At 39.1% G+C, this 19,910-nt stretch carries 21 protein-coding genes; 15 read left to right on the top strand and 6 right to left on the bottom strand.

Features of this window, described 5'->3' with window-relative positions:
• The first annotated feature begins 53 nt into the window (after nucleotides 1-53).
• From rpiB to HWV01_RS11470, 12 genes are all read left to right on the top strand, one after another.
• The gene (gene rpiB / locus HWV01_RS11525; protein ID WP_211671571.1) at nucleotides 54-485 is read left to right on the top strand and encodes a ribose 5-phosphate isomerase B; all 432 of its coding nucleotides are present in this window, start codon (nucleotides 54-56) and stop codon (nucleotides 483-485) included.
• A 57-nt stretch (nucleotides 486-542) separates the two neighbouring features.
• A complete protein-coding gene (locus tag HWV01_RS11520) occupies nucleotides 543-1,118 on the top strand; it encodes a YdeI family protein (protein ID WP_211671568.1) in 576 nt (191 codons plus the stop codon).
• A gap of 49 nt (nucleotides 1,119-1,167) precedes the next feature.
• Entirely contained in the window at nucleotides 1,168-1,518 is a 351-nt protein-coding gene (locus HWV01_RS11515; protein ID WP_211671565.1) for a cupin domain-containing protein, read from the top strand.
• Between the two features lie 35 nt (nucleotides 1,519-1,553).
• A complete protein-coding gene (locus HWV01_RS22505) occupies nucleotides 1,554-1,856 on the top strand; it encodes an isochorismatase family protein (protein ID WP_371816360.1) in 303 nt (100 codons plus the stop codon).
• Between the two features lie 170 nt (nucleotides 1,857-2,026).
• Nucleotides 2,027-2,536 carry a GNAT family N-acetyltransferase gene (locus HWV01_RS11505; RefSeq protein WP_211671563.1) on the top strand — a complete coding sequence of 170 codons (510 nt, stop codon included), beginning with the start codon at nucleotides 2,027-2,029 and terminating at the stop codon, nucleotides 2,534-2,536.
• A gap of 443 nt (nucleotides 2,537-2,979) precedes the next feature.
• Entirely contained in the window at nucleotides 2,980-3,807 is an 828-nt protein-coding gene (locus HWV01_RS11500; RefSeq protein WP_211671559.1) for an NAD(P)-dependent oxidoreductase, read from the top strand.
• Nucleotides 3,808-3,866: 59 nt separating this feature from the next.
• Nucleotides 3,867-5,633, top strand: coding sequence for a YdiU family protein (locus tag HWV01_RS11495; protein WP_211671555.1), 1,767 nt, complete (start codon nucleotides 3,867-3,869; stop codon nucleotides 5,631-5,633).
• 108 nt (nucleotides 5,634-5,741) lie between these two features.
• Entirely contained in the window at nucleotides 5,742-6,263 is a 522-nt protein-coding gene (locus HWV01_RS11490; protein ID WP_211671552.1) for a GNAT family N-acetyltransferase, read from the top strand.
• Between the two features lie 97 nt (nucleotides 6,264-6,360).
• Nucleotides 6,361-6,516, top strand: coding sequence for an AAA family ATPase (locus HWV01_RS11485; RefSeq protein ID WP_211671550.1), 156 nt, complete (start codon nucleotides 6,361-6,363; stop codon nucleotides 6,514-6,516).
• Between the two features lie 506 nt (nucleotides 6,517-7,022).
• Complete coding sequence (locus HWV01_RS11480) at nucleotides 7,023-7,829, top strand: hypothetical protein (RefSeq protein WP_211671547.1); 807 nt, start codon at nucleotides 7,023-7,025, stop codon at nucleotides 7,827-7,829.
• A gap of 99 nt (nucleotides 7,830-7,928) precedes the next feature.
• The gene (locus HWV01_RS11475) at nucleotides 7,929-8,678 is read left to right on the top strand and encodes a hypothetical protein (RefSeq protein ID WP_211671544.1); all 750 of its coding nucleotides are present in this window, start codon (nucleotides 7,929-7,931) and stop codon (nucleotides 8,676-8,678) included.
• 267 nt (nucleotides 8,679-8,945) lie between these two features.
• Nucleotides 8,946-10,493: an Ig-like domain-containing protein gene (locus tag HWV01_RS11470; RefSeq protein ID WP_211671536.1), complete on the top strand. Its 1,548-nt coding sequence runs from the start codon at nucleotides 8,946-8,948 to the stop codon at nucleotides 10,491-10,493.
• Nucleotides 10,494-10,756: 263 nt separating this feature from the next.
• Here HWV01_RS11470 and lepB read toward each other — a convergent pair whose 3' ends face one another.
• Entirely contained in the window at nucleotides 10,757-11,290 is a 534-nt protein-coding gene (gene lepB, locus HWV01_RS11465; RefSeq protein WP_211671534.1) for a signal peptidase I, read from the bottom strand.
• A gap of 418 nt (nucleotides 11,291-11,708) precedes the next feature.
• On the opposite strand from lepB, the gene HWV01_RS11460 reads away from it, so the two are divergent.
• Entirely contained in the window at nucleotides 11,709-12,173 is a 465-nt protein-coding gene (locus HWV01_RS11460) for a DUF1772 domain-containing protein (protein WP_211671532.1), read from the top strand.
• 592 nt (nucleotides 12,174-12,765) lie between these two features.
• Here the strand turns inward: HWV01_RS11460 and fabA are convergent.
• The 4 genes from fabA to HWV01_RS11440 form a co-directional block, all read right to left on the bottom strand.
• On the bottom strand, nucleotides 12,766-13,284 hold the full coding sequence (fabA, locus tag HWV01_RS11455) for a bifunctional 3-hydroxydecanoyl-ACP dehydratase/trans-2-decenoyl-ACP isomerase (RefSeq protein WP_211675836.1): 519 nt from the start codon (nucleotides 13,282-13,284) through the stop codon (nucleotides 12,766-12,768).
• Between the two features lie 94 nt (nucleotides 13,285-13,378).
• Entirely contained in the window at nucleotides 13,379-15,352 is a 1,974-nt protein-coding gene (locus tag HWV01_RS11450) for an AAA family ATPase (protein ID WP_249185280.1), read from the bottom strand.
• Nucleotides 15,353-15,597: 245 nt separating this feature from the next.
• Nucleotides 15,598-16,137 (bottom strand): DUF2058 domain-containing protein, encoded by a 540-nt coding sequence (locus HWV01_RS11445; protein ID WP_211671528.1) that lies wholly within the window; start codon nucleotides 16,135-16,137, stop codon nucleotides 15,598-15,600.
• Nucleotides 16,138-16,296: 159 nt separating this feature from the next.
• On the bottom strand, nucleotides 16,297-17,130 hold the full coding sequence (locus HWV01_RS11440; RefSeq protein WP_211671526.1) for a Tim44 domain-containing protein: 834 nt from the start codon (nucleotides 17,128-17,130) through the stop codon (nucleotides 16,297-16,299).
• A gap of 271 nt (nucleotides 17,131-17,401) precedes the next feature.
• Between HWV01_RS11440 and HWV01_RS11435 the strand changes: the two genes are divergently transcribed.
• Entirely contained in the window at nucleotides 17,402-18,433 is a 1,032-nt protein-coding gene (locus HWV01_RS11435; protein WP_249185279.1) for a serine protease, read from the top strand.
• Nucleotides 18,434-18,499: 66 nt separating this feature from the next.
• The gene (locus HWV01_RS11430; protein ID WP_211671521.1) at nucleotides 18,500-19,414 is read left to right on the top strand and encodes a L,D-transpeptidase family protein; all 915 of its coding nucleotides are present in this window, start codon (nucleotides 18,500-18,502) and stop codon (nucleotides 19,412-19,414) included.
• A 92-nt stretch (nucleotides 19,415-19,506) separates the two neighbouring features.
• Here the strand turns inward: HWV01_RS11430 and HWV01_RS11425 are convergent, their stop codons facing one another.
• Entirely contained in the window at nucleotides 19,507-19,773 is a 267-nt protein-coding gene (locus HWV01_RS11425; RefSeq protein ID WP_211671520.1) for an Lpp/OprI family alanine-zipper lipoprotein, read from the bottom strand.
• Nucleotides 19,774-19,910 lie beyond the last annotated feature (137 nt).

Below are 19,910 nucleotides of genomic sequence, written 5' to 3'. Positions count from 1 at the left end.
ATAGCACTAAGTATCGAGCCATTCACCTATTATTGAGGGTTGTGTATTAAAATATGAAAATTGCATTAGGTGGCGATCATGCCGGATTTGAATATAAAAAAGAGCTAATTGACTTATTAGAAAGCCAAGGGTTTACTATTAAAGATTTTGGTCCTTATGGGACTGATTCATGTGACTATCCAGACTTTGTACATCCAGTAGCAAAAGCAATCGAAGGTGGTGACTTTGAATTAGGGATCATAATATGTGGGAGTGGCAATGGTATTGCTATGACTGTTAATAAACATCAAGGCGTACGTTGTGCTTTAGCTTGGAATACTGAAGTGGCTGAATTGGCTCGGTCGCATAATGATGCAAACATGCTATCTCTACCAGCAAGGTTTATAGACCTAGAAATGGCGAAAGAAATAACACAAGCCTTTATCGGTCCAAGCTTTGAGGGCGGTAGGCATCAACGAAGAGTCGATAAAATACCATGCCGATAAGCAAGGCATATGTAGTAGGCCTCATAATGAGGGTTATGCTGAAGAGGACCTAGTTTTATGCCTGAACCCAATCCAGCGAAAATAATGGCCTTTGCATCGCCGAAAGATCTTGCCCAGTGGCTTAAGGTGAATCATGTCATCGAAAGTGAACTGTGGGTGAAGATATTCAAGATAAAGACTGGGATTCCGAGTGTGACTTGGAACGATGTCGTTATTGAGGTTTTGTGCTGGGGTTGGATTGACGGTATTAAGAAGTCAATTGATGACCAAGCCTATCTCCAGCGAATTACTCCTAGGAAAGCGCGAAGCAACTGGTCAAAAAGGAATCGAGAGCATGTGGAGCGTTTGATAAGCGAAGGCCGAATGACGGAGCCTGGACTCGTACTTGTTCGTGCTGCCAAAGCAGACGGCCGGTGGGAGAACGCCTATGTGACAAGCGAAATGAAAGTGCCGATGGATTTCCTAGCAGCATTAGCGAGCAAGCCGAAGGCTAAACAATTCTTTCAAACACTTAATAAATCGAGTCATTTTGTCATTGCGTATGGATTGACAAGTGCGAAGAAACCCGAAACCAGACAAAGGCGATTTGAAAAATTCATTGATATGCTTGTTAACGAAGAAAAGCCGACTTAAGTCTTTAAAAACAAATGTTATTAATTGGGAAAAATAGAAAGGGACAGTAATGATTCGTAATTTCTACAACTGTGATAAAGAAGTTGATAACAACAGTCATGATGGTGTTGGCTCTATTGATATTTACCGTGTATTTAGACGTAAAGACTTTGATGGTGCTTGGGATTTTGCTATTCGTGTCATTATGCCGCCAGGTAGTTCAATGGGAGAGCATTCTCACGGAGACGATGAAGAAATGTATATAATCCTCAAAGGTGTTGGCTCAATGATTATTGAGGGTGTAAGCAAACGAGTGGTTGCTGGCGATATGATTGTGAATAAACGCTTTGGTACTCATGGTTTATTAAATGATTCAGTTGAAGATATTGAATTACTTATTATTCAAGCAAGTTTAAAGTAATGGCTATTTTGCTTACTTAAACTGCGTGTAAGACAATTACCATAACAATCGTATCAACACGGATTTCTACATTTGAAATTCTAAATTATATTTGTATTCATGGTGCTAAGTCAGTTCCAGTCATCTTTATTCAGCATGAACAACCTGATACTGTCATCGAACATGGTAGCGAAGGTTGGGCTTTACAGTCGAGCCTAATTACACAAAGTGGTGATCATTTCGTGCGTAAGACAACGCCAGACTCGTTTTTGAATACGAGCCTTCAAAGTCTTTTAAAAGAGCTAGAAGTTGATAGTTTAATTGTGTGTGGTTTCGGATGCTCATACAACGCACGCTAGTGGTGCTCAAATTCGAGCACATCATAATGCGACGTTACCTAATATTTCGAGTTTCGGTGTCAAGATAGCAGCAGTAGAGGCAGATAGCCTTTGGCCATAGCTAGCAAGACCAAGCACCGGTATCGATTCGCTCTCCGGTGTTGGTGGTGTTGGTTCACAAGGAGTAACCTTTGGGTTTTGCGAGAGAATTTGAGAGTTCAACGTTTATCTTCAGCCCCATCTGTATAGATGATGCAGTGGCATTGTTTGGGGCGGTTTGTTCAAAAGAGTTTCCTTCATCTCTGCCTTTGGCCAAGATTGAAACGCTGGAGCAAGCTAAAAGTTGGTGCTTGGATAAGATTTTAGATTGGGAAACTGGCAAGTGCTATGTGTGGACATGCTGTCTTTCATCTGACTCAGTAGTTGTTGGTCAGGTTACTCTACTTCCACGGGAAAACTGTTTAGCTTTGGCGTATTGGGTCAGGCCTGAATTTTGGGGGCAAGGAGTGGCAACTCAAATGTGTAAATCGTTACTTTTTCACATTTATAGTGCTGGGTATCGAGGCCGTATATGGGCTGGTGTTAATTCTTGGAATACTCGGAGTTCTGCCGTTTTAGAGAAACTGGGTTTTAAAGCAATAGATTCTGGCGGTGAGTGTACAGAGTACAGTTTGGAAATTGTGTGCTATCAAAGCGGGTAAAAACATTCGTCATTACGGCATCGTTGATTTGAAAGCGGCTGGGTTGACAGTTTCTGCACAGTGAAACGGTGTTACTGTACCCAACACTACCCATCCTAATGCCGCAAAAACGCCGCCGTTCGCAATGATAAGTTATGGTTTTATATCGTATTATTTGTTTATTTCTAAGCTGAGTCTCAGTTTGTCAGATAAAAGTCTTTTTTCCTTTTCTATATATTAAAAATCCAATAGAATCAGTTGTATATGAAGTCTTGTTAATCATTAATATGACTTCTAAAATAAATAACAGGACTGCACACTTTCTAAGAATCTGCTTTAATATCACATTGGTATTTTATCTTATTTTTCATTTGATTAGTCGTTACTGACTAGGCTGAATAGATTTGGAAAGTCGAGAGTCCTGTTATACAGATTTTATGTGTAGATCTAATTCCCGAGGTAGTATGAAATTACTTATTGCAGGTTCAAATGGATATGTTGGAAGTCATGTAAGAGATCTATTCAAAGCTAAAGGTGTTGATGTTTATGTCTATAGCCGAGATGGTACAAGCGATAAATGTGACAATAGAAATATTTCAAGTAAAAATACTGAAATGCACGGGAGCTTTGATGTGGTCATTAATTGCGCCCGTGCACATTGGAAAAGATACACGCCTGAAGAGATTAGCCGGATTGAGAGAGATTTACTTTCAAATTTAAATCTTTTTGCGTCAGAAACTGCAAAAAAAATACATACGTCAGGTGTTTGGCTATTTGGTAATGCAAATGAAAAAGAGCTAAATGATTTCACCTTACGTCCTTTCGAAATGGTCAAAGATGACGAACAAACCATACATGATTCTTTATCTTTAAATTGGAATGTTGTTTATTGCCCGAGCATTATTTATGGTGGTAAGTCGTGCCAAATGCGCCGTATTATTGAAGGTTGGAAAAATTCATCTGTTACAGTGGCAATTCCTAGTACCGGTTATAATCAGTATGTTCATGTATTCGATGTGGCAGATTTTTATTATACATTAGTGTCCCAAAATAATATTAATCCACGCCAACACATCATTGCAGAAAGAAAAGGCTATACACCCGAGGCGTTTGCAGATCTACTTTATAAGAATTCAATTATTGAACGTGTTTGCAAAATCAGTTGGGACGAGTTTGAAATACATAATGGCTTTGGCGCTATAGATATTGAAAAACTAAATCTTAATTTACCAATTAGTCCATATTTCGCAGAAAAATACACAATTAACGAGTACTTCGAGCAATACACATAAATAACGGGGTAAGATACAAAGTATTAAAATTTATCTTTACGAGCTTGGTATAAACAATTATGACTAACCGACGGCCTCAGAAAACTTCCTCGACTATATCAACGCTTAGCGATCTTGCGAAGTTGGCAAATTATTCCCTCATGGACACGCTCAACTGTGATCCTGATGCGAGAGAAAACGGGGCCGACCACGCGCCGCGACAAGTCTTCACGGGGCATTATGTCCCCGTTAATCCTACGCCAATCAAAGACCCAGAGTATGTAGCGCACAGCAAAACCTTTTTTTCCGAGCTTGGCTTCGCCGACAGTATTGCAGAGTCCTCCGACTTCGTTCGCATGTTCTCCGGGGACATTTCTCAGGTTCCAGAGCCGATGCGCAAGGTAGGTTGGGCGAGTGGGTACGCACTTTCCATTTATGGCACTGAATACATCCAGCAATGCCCGTTCCAAACCGGCAACGGATATGGAGACGGTCGTGCAATTTCTGTGCTTGAGGCAGTCATCAACGGTCGACGCTGGGAAATGCAGCTGAAAGGTGGCGGCCGCACGCCATATTGCCGCGGCGCGGATGGTCGCGCTGTCTTGCGGTCTAGTATCCGTGAGTTCTTGGCTCAGGAACACATGCACGCACTGGCCGTACCCACATCACGGTCTTTGAGTTTGTACGTTTCAAAAACGGAGAAGGTAAAGCGACCGTGGTACTCGCAGGGCTCGCGCTCGGAAAATCCCGACATGCTTATATCTGAAGCCGTCGCCATCTCGACACGTGTCGCACCGTCGTTCATCCGTGTAGGCCAACTCGAACTTTTCGCTCGCCGTACTCGTAAAAACGAACACCTGAACGCGATGGCGGAACTCGAGAAAATTGTGCTGCACTTGATTGATCGTGAGTACGCTGACGTTGTCGATAGGCAACTCACCACCTCAGAAAAAGTGGTGTTACTGGCGCGCGAGTTTCGTAGCCGCCTCACGTTGCTGGTGGCTAACTGGATCCGCGTCGGCTTCTGTCAGGGTAACTTCAACAGCGACAACTGCGCAGTCGGTGGCTTTACACTTGATTATGGTCCCTTCGGCTTTTGCGATGTGTTTAACCCGTATTATCAGCCTTGGACGGGTGGTGGTCGTCACTTTGCGTTCATGAACCAACCAAAAGCAGCGCAAAGAAACTTCGACATGTTTTGTTCAGCGTTACGGCCGTTGCTGGCGTCGCATCAGGACTATTTGCTCGAGCTCGACGAGATTCAAAGTGGATTTTCGAAAGTAATGCACGCGCAAATGGAAACGATGTGGGCTGCCAAGCTGGGTCTTAGCACTTTGAACACTGCCTCTCACAAGGCTCTTTGTAACGTACTGTTCAGAGAGCTAGAAACGCTCATGATACAAACTCCTGTCGATTACACTATCTTCTTCCGTGAGCTCTCGTCGATACCCGACGACATTGGCCCACTCAAGAAAAGCTTCTACAATAATTCGCCGCATTATTCAGAGTCCAAAGAGATGGACAAGCGCTGGGCTGAGTGGCTCGAAAAATGGAAAACCATCCTCAACAGCGCCTGTGATGCTAATGCTAGATCGCCCCGAACCAGTGAGGAAATCTCTAGGCAGATGAAGCTAGTCAATCCAAAATACATTTTGCGAGAGTGGTTTGTTATGCCTGCTTATCAGCAAGCAACTGCGGGAAATTACGCTTTAATCCGAGAACTGCAGGATGTGATGACACAGCCATATGCAGAGCAGTCGAAGGATGTGGAGGATAAATACTATAGGTTGAAACCGCCTGAGTTCTTTGAGGTGGGTGGATTGTCACATCTTAGTTGTTCGTCGTGATTTTTTGGACTTAAAAAAGTAGCGCCAGAAACAACTTAATAATGAAGGCTAGGTTTTTATTTATAAAAGATGGCTAAACTGCGCCGTTTAGCTTGACGTTAGGTGCTCATGAGAAAGGAGATTCAAGTGGATATTCGAGAAGTTAAAGTCAGTGATGCTCAGTCTATGTTAGAACTGATGCTGTATCTGGATAGTGAAACACAATTTATGCTGCTTGAGTATGGAGAAAGGACAACTACGATAGAGCAACAAACTAAGATTATTGAATCATTTAGCGAAAGTCAGTCGCAGTCTATGTTTGTATTAGCGAACTCCTCGGGCATTAATGGTTTCATTGTTGGTATCGGCAATACTGCAAATCGAAATAAGCACTCAATGTATTGTGTTATAGGTATCAAGCAGAGTGCCTCTGGAAATGGCTATGGGAAGCAATTATTAGAGCATCTTGAATGCTGGGCTTCAGAGCATGACTTTACGAGACTAGAGCTTACAGTTATGTGCCACAATGAGCCCGCGTATAATCTCTATTTATCTCGTGGTTTTGAGGTTGAGGGTGTCAAACGACGCGCGATGAAAATCGATGACCAGTATGTCGACGAGTTTTACATGTCCAAATTACTAAGTACCTAACAGGCGATCCAACACATGGCATTTTTGCTTTGCAAAGTGTAGACATATGTTGGAGGCAGATTAGCTTAGCACGGTGTAATGCGTAAAAAGAGAAAAGATGAAAAATCAGGGAAAACTGTTCTTCTTCTGTGGCAAGATGGGAGCGGGTAAGACAACGAAATCCAAGGTTGTGGCTATCGAAAACGATGCTGTTTTAATATCAGAAGATGAATGGTTGGAAGCTCACTTTCCGAATCCACCTTGGCCAATTTAAGGTTAGCTTCTGCAGTCGTAATCGGTGCCGAAATAAAGCTAAACAGCGAGTAATCCAACTCATGATTTGTTCCTCTATAATACCTAAAAAGTGCTTAGGGTCTTTTGATACAGCTTTAGCCAGAGCATTAACCCCCGTTAAAAAAAGCGGGTCCACATAAGCCGAAATACCAATAATGGCAGTCTTCAACCCTTCATCTAATCCAAGCCAACGACAAAAACTGTCCGCAATATATGCCGACAAAATCGCCATTAGCACCGACATAAAATAATGAAAAAAGGTAATCCGTGGACTGGGGGGGGATTTGACTCGTGTTGGTAACAGTATGCGAGATGCAGGTCTATCGAAAATAAACTTTGTTCCAGATGGTTAACAAGGTTGTAAGCGTTTCGGTGAACATGCGTGCCCACAAAGCATTACAAATGCTTACATTTTTTTTGCCTGTATTCTTGAACTTAGAAGATATGATACCTATCCATCTGGTTAGTATTGAAAGGATATTGTTAATGAATAAATTATTTTTTTTACTTCTTGTTACGCTTCTTGCAGGCTGTGGATCTGATAATGATGGTACAGGAAGTACAGGAAGTACAGGAAGTACAGGAAGTACAGGAAGTACAGGAAGTACAGGAAAAGCAGTTGTTAACATTTTTTCAATTACAAACGTTAACCTTACAGATAGGGCGTTAGATTTTATAATTAGCCGCGGTTTGGGCGTGAATTCTATTACGAATGTTAGCCCCCTTAATACCTTAAATAAGAATAACCTTAACTTTGGTAGTGGGAGTGTTTTTGCTTACTCCGTTGTCGATAGCAATACTAAAAACATAATCTCTAACATAATGAATTCCATTATTAGAGGGCCAGAAAGAAGTCGACTTTTTATTGCTGTACCTGATACAGGGAAAAAATCGAAAAATAAGGCGAACATTCAAATCTTTACACCTTATTCATCTAATACCGTAAGTCTGGGTAAAAATGTTGAAATTAAGATTTTTAATCTTTCTGGAGATAACACATTATACTTAGATGCCTATTGCAATAGCGGTACTATTGATAAAACTCCGTTTTCTTATAAGTCTATTTCTGGCGCTGGAGAGGCTACACTATCATGTAGCCTAACGATGGGAGACTTGGATAAATTTGTTATTAAAAAGAAACTGAGCGGAAGGCTAGACCAGATAGTTCAATCTATTACGGACCCTGAAACCACTTTCTCTTCTGGTAAACAGTACAACTATATCATTTATAAAGATACTACTGGATCGTTTAAAAGTAGGGTTATGCCTGCTGATGAATTAGGATTAATTTAAAGCGAGCACCTGCTATAGAATGTTTTGGTCGAAAGCTAGTTTTAGTTCAGTTTCGCCCCAAGTTCAAGTTAATAAATTTTAATATAGGGATAGGTTAAAATGAAAATCAAGACCAAACAGTTCAAAAATAATCTTGCTTTAGGTTTGATAGCTATGGCTTTGACAGGTTGTGGTGGCGGTGGTGGTGGTTCTACTACTACAGTTACACCCGCTGAGCCACAGAAACCATATAAACCAGAACATGCCATTAACCTTGATATTCTAAATTTAAATGATGGGGGTAATGTCGACACAGAGAAGGTTGAAAACACAGCCAGGTTAGTATCAGCTTTTTATGATCAGGTTATAAACAATATCTTTTCCGATCTTAATCTTCCAGAAGTTCCAAGTATGGATAACCTAAGAAACTATATGGCAGGAAAAACTAACGATAACCAAGATGCTTTATTCAGAAGTTACGTTATAAATAATACTTCCGTCCATATTGTAATGAAAAAAAATAGCCCAACAAATTTAGCCTCTAAGGATATTTTTGAAGATCAATCTAATCAGCTTGGTGATCGTTACTACGGTTTAGGTGGTTTTGTTTCGTTTGATAATGAAATGACATGTCTACTGATGCTTACGGGTGGGCACGAAATTTTAACATGTGGTGATGGTAGCTCAGCGATGGAACTTACTTATCGAAAACGACCATATGTAAATGAATTTGATTTAAAAATAAATGTTTCAAGCTTTTCTTTTCCTAAAACCTCTGTCAAGTTTGATCCTAATACTCGTTCAGTTACCCTAAATGCTAGCAAAAAAGCAGCCTTGAATAGCGATAACACCCTTAGTTGGGAACCTTAGCACTCAGATTTTGATATAATAACGCCTCCCATGTGGAGGTGTTTTTCGTTACTGAGCTGGTTAAAAAACCTTTATAAAATCCAGAGCATTTCAGTCTGATATTTTTAAATAAAAGCGATTCCCAATTTGTCCTTAAGTTGATACTTTTAGTCCTCATGTTATTACTAAGCCATCCCTATGTACTATATACTTTACTAAGTTTCACAGGCTCAATTATAAAAGCTAATCACACTTATTGGTTGAATCTATATTTAGAAAAGGTCGTATATGTATAAAAAACTTAGTTTGATTTTATGTGTTTTTGTATCACTCTTATTAGGAGGATGTGGAAGTGATCATGCAACTGATGATGGAAATAGTAAAAATGATCCAGTGTTAGAAGACATAAAAATCACACCTCCTGCTATAACAATTCCTAAGGGAGCTTCTCTACCATTAAAGGCGACAGGGTATTATAGTGATGGTACAACAGCAGATATTACTCAATCTGTAGAATGGAATGTTAATGACGATGGGAAGGATATTATTAAGGAAGATAAGCTTCTTTATAATATCGTATCGGTAAAGGGGATCACTTCTGGTGACGCTGTTATCTCGGCAAGAATGAATCGAACAGTAAGTTCTGAAGTAGATGTAAAAGTTACTGATGCTAAATTAGTGCAATTAGAAATAAAGCAAGCATCTGTAGATGCCGATGCTAATATCGTTTTCCTTAATATACCTAAAACATATGAAGTTTTATTACATGCTATCGGAAAATATGATGATGGCAGTAATCTTGATCTTACTCCATATGTCACCTGGAAATCTGACAGCCCGAATGTTATTAATTTTGATAAGAATCTTTATAGTAGTTATTTAGTAGCAAGCGGAGAAGAGGTTGGTCACACAACTATGCGTGCTAAGTTTGAGGAAATTAGCTCATTTGTTTCTGTTGACATCACTGGTACTGAATTGACGAATATTAGAATTGAGCAACTGGGTTCATCAAACCATGAGATTTCCGTAGCGGTAGGAAACCCAGCCATATTAGCTGCAGTTGGTACATTTCAAGATGGTACTAGTCTTATTTTATCTAATAAAAAGCTCGCATGGAGCATCGATGATCAAGCTATAGCCGAAAGCTATAACTGGGGTCGTTATTTTCTTTTAACTGGGAAAACTGCAGGTAAAACTTTCATTAATGTAACACGTGATCAGATCAAAGATACACGAATCTTAACCGTGACTAATGCTGGTCTAGAAAAATTAGAGATTACTTCTGGTGGTAAAGAAGTGACATCTATGTCTATAACTGCTGGGGACGAGACACTATTGAGGGTCCGTGCGACATATGATGATGGAACTACTAGGCCTGTGTCTTTTTCTTCTTCACTTTATGTAGATAATCCTGATGCCGCCTATACAAGACAGCCAGTAGATGACTATTTTGAATTAATAGGAGTTAAAGCAGACTCTACTACGAATCTTCTCGCAACATTCGGTGGTTTAAGCACTCCAACAGTAAGAATCGAAGTGGAAGAAAGAGAACAAGAATTTTCGGGTATAGAGATCACACCTAATGAAGTCATGTTATTTTTTGACAACACTCTATACATACAACCAACCGCGATAGGAATAAAAAGTAATGGTACTAGGATTGATATTTCAGATAGAGTCGAGTGGGTTTCTGCAAACCCTGAGATAGTGGATATGCAAGGCGATTATCTCTGGCCTAGTTCTACTAATTTTGGAACAACAACGGTCACAGCAAAAGCGGGGGATATAGTCAGTATTAATCCAATGACAGTTACTGTGGTATTGCCTAAAAATTAACTAATCTCAGATAAGTTAAGCCATTGCTATTAGCCATTCTTTTCTGAATTAGTAGTAGCGATGGTTCCTTTTGACCGATCTTGTCTACAAAATAAATGTTGAATTGTATATATGTGTATGAAGTGTAGTAAAGTTATAAGTTTATGTGGGAAAATATTGAAAGGGAGCTATTAACTTAATCATCAGTCCAACCTTCATACCCAAGACGTTTTTCTAATTGCTCTGATACGATAAATAGGAAGGACTTTTAGTTTGGTGTTAACTTACATTTCCAAGTCAATAACGCTGATAATATCATCTTTATTGATGATACCTAAATAACGGCTATCGTTAGCAACATCTCGATTGTCACCTAAAACGATGTACTCATCATTTTTTAAATGCCACTCCCAACTATCATTTCGAATATCGAGAGGAACTATCTTCTGATTGAGAAGTTGAATGTTATAGCCAGTCTGCTTACCTTCGGAAAAGATAGTGTTATCATTAGTGCTATAAAGAGAATTCTTCTCTAAGCACTTTGAATTAATACATAGATTATTATCTATGTAAGTTATGTAGTCTCCTGGTAAGCCTATTAACCGTACTATGAACGCATTATCCTTCGACTTAAATAGCACAGACACAATATCGAATCGTTGTGGTTCTCCAAACTTATCCGCACCAATAATATCGCCTACTTGAATAGTCGGTAGCATTGATGACGAAGGTATTTCGTAATATTCATAGCGAATATAAGTATATATAAACGTGGCAAATAAAATCCCCACAATAAAGCTTATTACTTTTTTTTTCATAATATAGTTTCTTTGAATTACAAATTTATTTTTCGTAATATATAGTATCTATAAATATTTTGATGTAAGTGATTGTCAACTATGTAGCGTAACTGGCAGCCATCAAACATCTCAATAAGATATTCCGTTTTAACAACAATAAGTATTACCTGGTAATACAGTCTCCATTACTTAAACCTGTTCAGGTTTCACTAAATCAGATATCTATTCGGTCGCTGGGAACATAAAGCTAACGGTTTTATCTGGATTATCCTCGAAAATCTTTATTTATCTATTTGTAATTAATGACAAGTTTGATACGTTTATAATCATAATGGCACTAAACTTAAATTCACGTTATACGGAAATAAGTATAACAACTTAACAACTATTGGGCATTTTGACGCCCTATGTAATTTACAATTACAGAGAAGGAATTATGATGAATTTTGCGAACGCTAAGAATGTGGTTCAAATTTCTACTATCGCGTTAAATGGCGCATTTATTGGTGCTATGGTTTTGATTGGTTTGGTAATAGCGCCATTTTGGCAAAATACCGAGCCTCAATCATTCTTGGACTGGTTTACAGCATACGGGAGTAGTATAGGTAACCTAATGATCCCATTAGGTCCGGGGGTTCTTATTTTCGCTGTTTTAGCTTTCTTTATGAGTAAAGAAAACAAGCTTCTTTGGGGTTTAACCATCGCGTTTACCCTCGCTAACATTCTTTACTTTCCGGTATATTTTCTTCCAACTAACGCTTCGTTTTCTGAACAAACGATCAATATTATGGGGGTAAGTGATGAACTATCAACATGGGTTAACTTTCATTGGCAAAGGGTACTATTTGCGATCGCTGCTTTGGTCACTTCAATAACAGCAGTAATAAATAGTAAGCAATAAAAAAACCTTGCAAGCGGCCTACACTTTCTCTTGAACAGGTAACTTCAACAATCCAACTGAAGTAACTAAATCTGTTGTTGCATAAGGAATATAATTAAACAACAGCGGTTAACTCTATCGAATTAAAACAATCTACGTAACGTCCTTAGCCTATGATTTGTTCTTATAATGGCCAGCTTTAAGTTTAATCTTTTTGCCACAGTGATTACACTTATAAATACTGCCATAAAATAATTTTTCAAACCAGTTTCGATTCACTTTTCTCATTGTTGAGTCTTTACAGCACTTCATGATTACTTTCCTGTAGAATATATCTAAACACATCAGGATTAATGCTAGCGCTAACATTAATGAAAATGACAGTTATTATCAAGCGTGGTTTTGTAAGAAATTGTAAGTAAATCAGGTGGTTATTCAGTTAGGTGGGGGGTTGTATGTATAGCGATAGCTTTTGGTTATAAGGTTTTTATTAATTGGTGAGTGTGTGGTCAGTATATGGACGTTATTAAATTTAAATTGTTATATTTCAGTTTCTTATAGGTAAATAAAAGCCTCCATAGGGAGGCCTTTTAATTACATGTTTTTCAACAAGCTAAAATACGCTTGTATCTTGGAACAAGCCTACTTTAAGATCTTTTGCAGTATAAATTACTTTACCATCTACAAGCATTTCAGCGTCAGCAATACCCATTACCAAACGACGAAGTACAACACGCTTCATGACAATTTTATAAGTCACTTTTTTATTTGTTGGTAATACTTGACCTGTGAATTTAACTTCACCTACACCTAGTGCACGTCCTTTACCTTTAGCGCCATTCCAACCTAAGAAGAAGCCAACTAATTGCCACATTGCATCTAGGCCTAAGCAGCCTGGCATAACAGGATCACTGTCGAAGTGACAGTCGAAAAACCATAAATCAGGAGTAATATCTAGTTCTGCAATGATTTCGCCTTTACCGAATTCACCGCTTGTACTATCAATGTTTAGAATGCGATCCATCATTAGCATATTGTCTTTTGGAAGGCGAATCTCAGAATCAAATAACTCACCGTTACCACATTTAACTAAATCTTCTTTATCGAAGCTGTTACGCTCTGTTGCTGACATAGGTACCACTTGAACCTCTAATTCATTTATCATAATAATATCCTTGTTATCTTGGAGCCATCTTAGCGTACATATGTACGCCTAACAAGTCCAATCAGTTGTCACGTCCCTGTTTAAAGGTTATTCTAGCGTACAATTGTTTAAGTTTGGTTACAAAAACAGATTCATCGTCTTCTAATTTTTCATCAATCTCGTCGGCGAGTTTCTGAATTATACTATAGATCCCTTCATTTTCATCAAGGTCACCGGCTTTGATATCCATTAACAGCTCTATGGCTTGGTCAATGTGCGTAATAGGATAGATTGCCAGTTGATTATCGTTCACTGCTGTTATGAGCTTATCACTTAAATTCAAATTTACAATATTAGCCGCAGGAATCAAAACGCCCATATTGGTTTGTCCGTTTAATTCACAGATACGCAGGAAACCTTCCAGCTTTTCGTTAATCCCACCAACAGCAAGCACAGTACCAAATTGGTCGATTGCACCAGTAACAGCGAGGTGTTGCGCAATCGGCTTCTGTGCGAGTACAGATAGTAATGCGCAGGTACCAGCTAATGCGGCGCTATCACCATCAATTTCGCCATAGGATTGTTCAAAGACTAAATTGGCGCTAATAGGAAGTGGCATTGGTTTAGCAAACGTGTGTGTAAAAAAGCCCTGAATAATCATCATAGATTTAGCGTGTATATTACCCGCTAACTCGGCTTTGCGTTCAACGTCTGAGATATCACCGTCACCATTTAAATGTCCTGTTGCTGTAATACGAATAGGTTCACCAAAGCTTTCTGGGTGACCATCTATCTCAAGAACAGATAAACCATTTATTTGACCTATTTTAGCGCCATTGGTTTCTAAGATAATCTGTTTTTCGATAATACCTTCGTTACTCAGTCTAATGTGCGTATTTAACGCTTCATGTTGCAGTGTTAACACGGTATTTAAGGTATCACGATCAATCATGTCTAACTTTTGTTCTGAGGCCACATGATGGCAATAGCTCAACAATGTCATTAATTTTGATTCATTTAAGCTAAGGTAGTTATTATGTTCACACCAACGACTGCTTAGTTGAAGTAGACGTGTTAGCCCACTTGAAGACAAGGGAAGTAACTGAGACTCAGTAATTAATGATTTAATATAACCGATGTATTTTTCGATATCTTGATCTGTGACATTAAACTCAGCAGGAAAATCGATAAATGAATTTGTAATACTCGTAAGTTCTCTATCACCTTCAGCTAATTGGCTAATGGCGAGTCGGTCACCGAGTAAAATAACTTTTACATCGATTGGGGCTGGATCTGGTTTTAATTCCGTTTGTACTGCTTGGTTACTTGAGCGCCAACCCAATGTACCTTGTTTAATTACTGCTTTTAATTGAAACCATAGATCAGGATTGTTAATTAACTCATCTATTTTGATTAGGATATAACCACTATGCGCTTGGTGTATTAGGCCTGGCGTTAATTGTGCGACATTACTGCTGTAACTGCCGTTTGTATAAAGCGTGTCTTGATTACCAAATAAAGTGGTTTGGGTAAGGTTATTTGCATCAACGAGATTCGGTGTTGCAGTCTCGCCATTGGTAAGGATCTTAAATGCCTGTTCAACATTAAATTCATTGAGGTTCAATAACAGCGGAACAAGACTCGGGTAGGGCTTAATGATACACGAGTTTAACTGTTCGTCCGCACATTTACCTGTCGCAATAATATTGTTAATAACTTGCTTGAACAAGACTGTTTTATCTCGCCAAATTTCAAATGCGAGTGCACGTCCTATTTTTGTTACATCTTCGATATAACAAATGGATTTAGCACGTTTAGTCGACATCGAGGACAACATATCTGAAAATGATTTGGTGTGTTCAAAGCCTTCAAAATCGGTTGCTACAAGTAGTTTAGCGCTTACTGTATTGTGGAATAATGTGAAGAGTCGATTATTTTGAGGATATAACTGGTCTCGCTTTACTGTATCAAACTCATCGAGTTTACAGCGCGAACCTAGATCAAAGGCAGGGACTAATTTATCAGCAACAATTTTCTCAATTAACAAGGCTATCACTCATTGGAAGGTAGATAGTTAAATTATATGAGATTGTCGTATAAACAGATAGGATTATTCACATGTTGTCATGAATTGATGGTTTAAAGCGGAATTAATAACCAGAACTGACGGTGTTAACAAAAATGGTCATCATTTTATAAGTGGTTATATTTACGATTTATAGTCCAAAGCTAACCCACATAAAATGTGTATAAGCTGATACACGCTAGGGGTTAGCAGGACGCATGATTAATGTTCTCTTATTACCACATTAGGTCATCAGGGATCTGGAAATCAGCATATGGGTCGTCTTCTTCAACTTCCGTTGCGGTGTTTTCATTCAGTACCAGTACGTATGCTTCATCAACGGCTCTAATTTTGTCGATAGCAATACTCGGCATAACATAAGATTTACCTTCAAGCACACATAAGCCAATTTGACCTCGAGTTAATGCGTTATAACTTGGTTGATCGACAGATAGTGTCTTAACCTTGTTATCAAGCACGTAGTTAAACGACAACTCACCAGCAAAATCGGTGATGTGAAGTTGTTGAATCATTTGCTTCACTTTACCATGCTCGGACTTAAGCTCAATTTTTTCTTGGATCACTTTATTTCGGTCAGCATCTAACTGTGCTTGAGCTTCTTTTTGGGCTTTAATATCATCTTGTAGGCTAGTGTCTGCACTTGCCTGATTTTTGCGTACCGCTTTATTTTTTTTGTTTTTTTCTTTGCGGATTTTTTTCGCTTTTTTCTCATCGCCTAAACCGGCCTTTAAAAGCTGTTCTTGTAATGATGCCATGGTTATGAATTCCTGTAGTTTTCGTTTATGCGCGGATCATAGCAGTGTTAACTTTAATTCGCTAGATCCAAACACGGATAGACATTGTCATTGATTTTAGTGATCAAAAAAGGCGGTGATTAGCCGCCTTTTTAATATTAATTTAGGTAGTAAGCGTGTTTATTGCTCGATACCTGTAATTAACCATGGTGCATTTTCTTGTGTCAGGTTACGTTCTAAATGCCACACTTCGTTGATGTCTGCTTCTACATCTTCATGGCTATCACGGTAGCGACCACTAAATTTAACACTTACTTGCGAAAGTGATGCTGTAGATTCTGCACGAACTAACTCTGCGTCAAGGAACATTACTTCTGTATGTTGCTCGCCTTCAAGTTCTTTACGTTGTACACGTAATTCGTTGTATAACTCGATGGATACGTATTCTTGGATTGTTTCTAAATCATTTTCATTCCAAGCTTTCTGTAGTGTTTTATAATGACTACGCGCACCGGTTAAGAAGTTCGTTAGATCAAAGTCTGCAGGTAGGTTAAATGGCACCTCATTGCTTGAACCAGAAAAACCGCCTTGGCTTGCAGTGTTAAACGTTGCATCCGTTGGTGCTTCTTGTCTAAATGCTGGCCCCGATGCTGTTTGCGGTGAGCCTTGTTGCGATGCTGCTTTTGCGCGCATCATGCCTTTGAATAGGCGGAATAATAAGAAGGCAACACCGGCCATGATAATCATGTCCATGAATTGGAAACCTTCAAAAGCACCACCAAACATAGATGCGATTAAGCCACCAACGAGTAGGCCGCCTAACATACCGCCTAGCATGCCTTTTTTGCTCATTCCTTGTTTAGCTGGCGTAGCAGCCGCAGGCGTTTGTTTTTGTGGTGCTGTCTTGTAGCTCTTGCCAAAAGACTTACTACCACCGAATTTTTTAGCGTGTACTTCAGGCGCCGCTAATGAGAAAGCGAATACCATCATTAGAACAGTTAAAATATTTTTCATTATATCCCTTCAATTAATACAAATGTCGTATGCGTATTTTACGTAACTGCATCATAGCAATGGTGTCGTGGGCGTCAATTGCCTTTGGTTACTATTTACACTAGTTGACATAAAATGTCGGTAAAATTATTTTATTTAATTAATAAAGTGATCTGTGTGGGGTTTATTTATTCTGGATATAGAATACTTGGTTATAATAAATAAGAGTGGAACACACATTACAATGAATACACTGCGAATAGTATGAAGACAAATTTGAGAGAGATGAATTTTGATACTAGCGAAAATAATAGCAATGGTCGGTTTATCGGTCTCGTTAGGAGCGTATGCTAATGAGACCGATATCAAAACGACAACCCCCGAGATTAAACCCTTTGTAGTTGGTGGTGTTGATGGGAAAACATCAGAATTACCCTGGCAGATATATCTAGAGATAGAAAAGGGCGGTATTACCTATGCTTGTGGTGGTACGTTAGTGACTGATAAGTGGGTTGTCACCGCTGCTCATTGCATAAATAGATTTGAGAGTAGTTCAGTGTTTAGTCCTGTTCATGCAGACCAACTCACTGTTTACTCCGGTGGGATAGATCGGTCATTGAAGGATGAAATGTCGAGTAATAGTGTTATACAGGTTGTTGCTAATCCACTATATGATCATTCAACTCACACTGGGGACATCGCGTTACTTCAATTATCTAAACCTGTAGAGCTACCTGCACAAGCAATTAGGTTAATGGACGACGCATTGCAAGTGGATGCGGACTTAGAGTTTGATCATGGCGTTAGGAATAATGTGGTCTTATCCGGTTGGGGGCGTACATCCACCGATGGTACAAAAAGTACGAACATTTTGCAAAAAATAGTGCTTGATGGCACCGATGATGATACCTGCGCTCTCGCTTGGGGCTGGTCGGGCTTTGAAACAAGTTTTATTTGTGCAAACGCGTATAATAAAGGCTCTTGCAGTGGCGATTCTGGCGGTCCGCTCATATGGCAAGATAAAAATGCGATAAGCGATAATGATCGAGGTTACCGATTAGCAGGTGTCGTAAGCTTTGGTAATGCACAACAATGTGCTTTAAATTCATTACCTGATGTTTACACCCAAGTTAGCAGCGTTTATGACTGGATTGTAGATGAAATTAACAAAACGTGCGCATATACAGAACCGGTGTCTTCTTTTACACAAGACATATTTACGGTTGAAGCGGCACCGCTACTACAGAGTAAAAAAGGTGGTGGGATAGGTTATTCATTCCTATTTATATTAACGAGTTTACTGCTATATCGTCGAAGAAACTAAAATTGAGAATATCTCTATACTAATAGGCCTATACTTACGCTATAAGATATTTATCTAGGTGTAAGTATGGTTAACCTAAAGCTGAATCTTAACCGCCTATCAATTTGTTTCATTCTTGTCATCCTATGGTCTAAACCTGTTCTTCCTCAACCTTACGCTATGCCTATACTCGGTTCAAGGCTGATTGGTCAGCCGATACAATATACAGTGAAAGTGGGGGATTATTTTCATGCTATTGCGGAGCAATACAATGTCGGAATGATGGCGTTAATGGCATCGAATCCGACTGTTGATCCTTTTTTGCCCCGACCAGGGACTGTGCTTGAGCTTCCAACCAGCATGCTGTTGCCTGACGCGCCATATAAAGGGATAGTGATTAACTTACCTGAGCTCAGGTTGTACTACTTTCCGAAAGACAAAAACATCGTGCACGTATTTCCCGTTGGTATTGGGCGGGAAGGGCGTAAGACACCGCAAATGAACAGCTTTGTTAAAGCAAAGGTAAAAGATCCTATCTGGACACCAACACCCTCTACGCGTGCTGAATACCTAGAAAAGTTTAAAACCGTGTTACCTCGTTATGTTGAGGCTGGTGAACATAATCCATTGGGGCGTTTCGCCTTGCAACTTGCTTATGGACAAAGTAACTATCTTATACATGGCACCAATCAAAGTTTTGGCATTGGGATGAGAATAAGTGCGGGTTGTATTAGAATGAATCCAGATGACATTGAGTTGCTATATGCTCGCGTAGTGGTAAATGAACCTGTGAGGATTATAAATAAACCAGTTAAATTTACGATTGAACCGAATGGTCAGTATTTAGTTGAAGTGCATACCCCTTTATCTTCTGATACATTGGATGATGATTTTAACATGGCAGAGGTTCTTGATAGGTTTGAAGATCATAAGCTTGATGAAAAGGCCCTCAATAATGCGTTACTGCTACACTATGGGTTACCTGTGAATGTCAGTATTTAATACGAGGTGAATTGTTAATGAAGGGAAATAGGTCAACGCTCACTATTGTTAACCTATCCAATGTATCGACCACAACAAAACAATGTTGTTAATTATTTGCTATAAGATGCGGCGATGTTATCGATGCGTGAGTTCGCTCGTTGTGCTTCTTCCGAAGCTTGTAGAGCCGCTGCTGCGTTAGATCCAATGTCAGACTTCATACTTCCTTGTTCAGACTCTAACACTTTCACTTGGGAGGTTAATTTACTGACTTGAGATGTCAAACTACCAACACTATTTTCTAGGTCGGCGTTATTTGCACAACCTCCAATGAGTGCTGAACTTACAATCAATCCAGCAATAAGTAATTTACTGTTCATGAAATACCTCTATTTGTTAGCTTCGGAACATGCATACAACATTTTCCACTATCAGAGTTAAGTATGTCAGAGGTTAGATAATTTTCCACTTAACACTCTATTGTTTTTCTAATTAACAAATATTTATATATTATATT

The organism is Moritella sp. 5 (genome assembly GCF_018219455.1).
Lineage (GTDB): Bacteria > Pseudomonadota > Gammaproteobacteria > Enterobacterales > Moritellaceae > Moritella.
The sequence above is the reverse complement of the archived record's forward strand: the minus strand, read 5'-3'. Positions and strand labels throughout refer to the sequence as shown.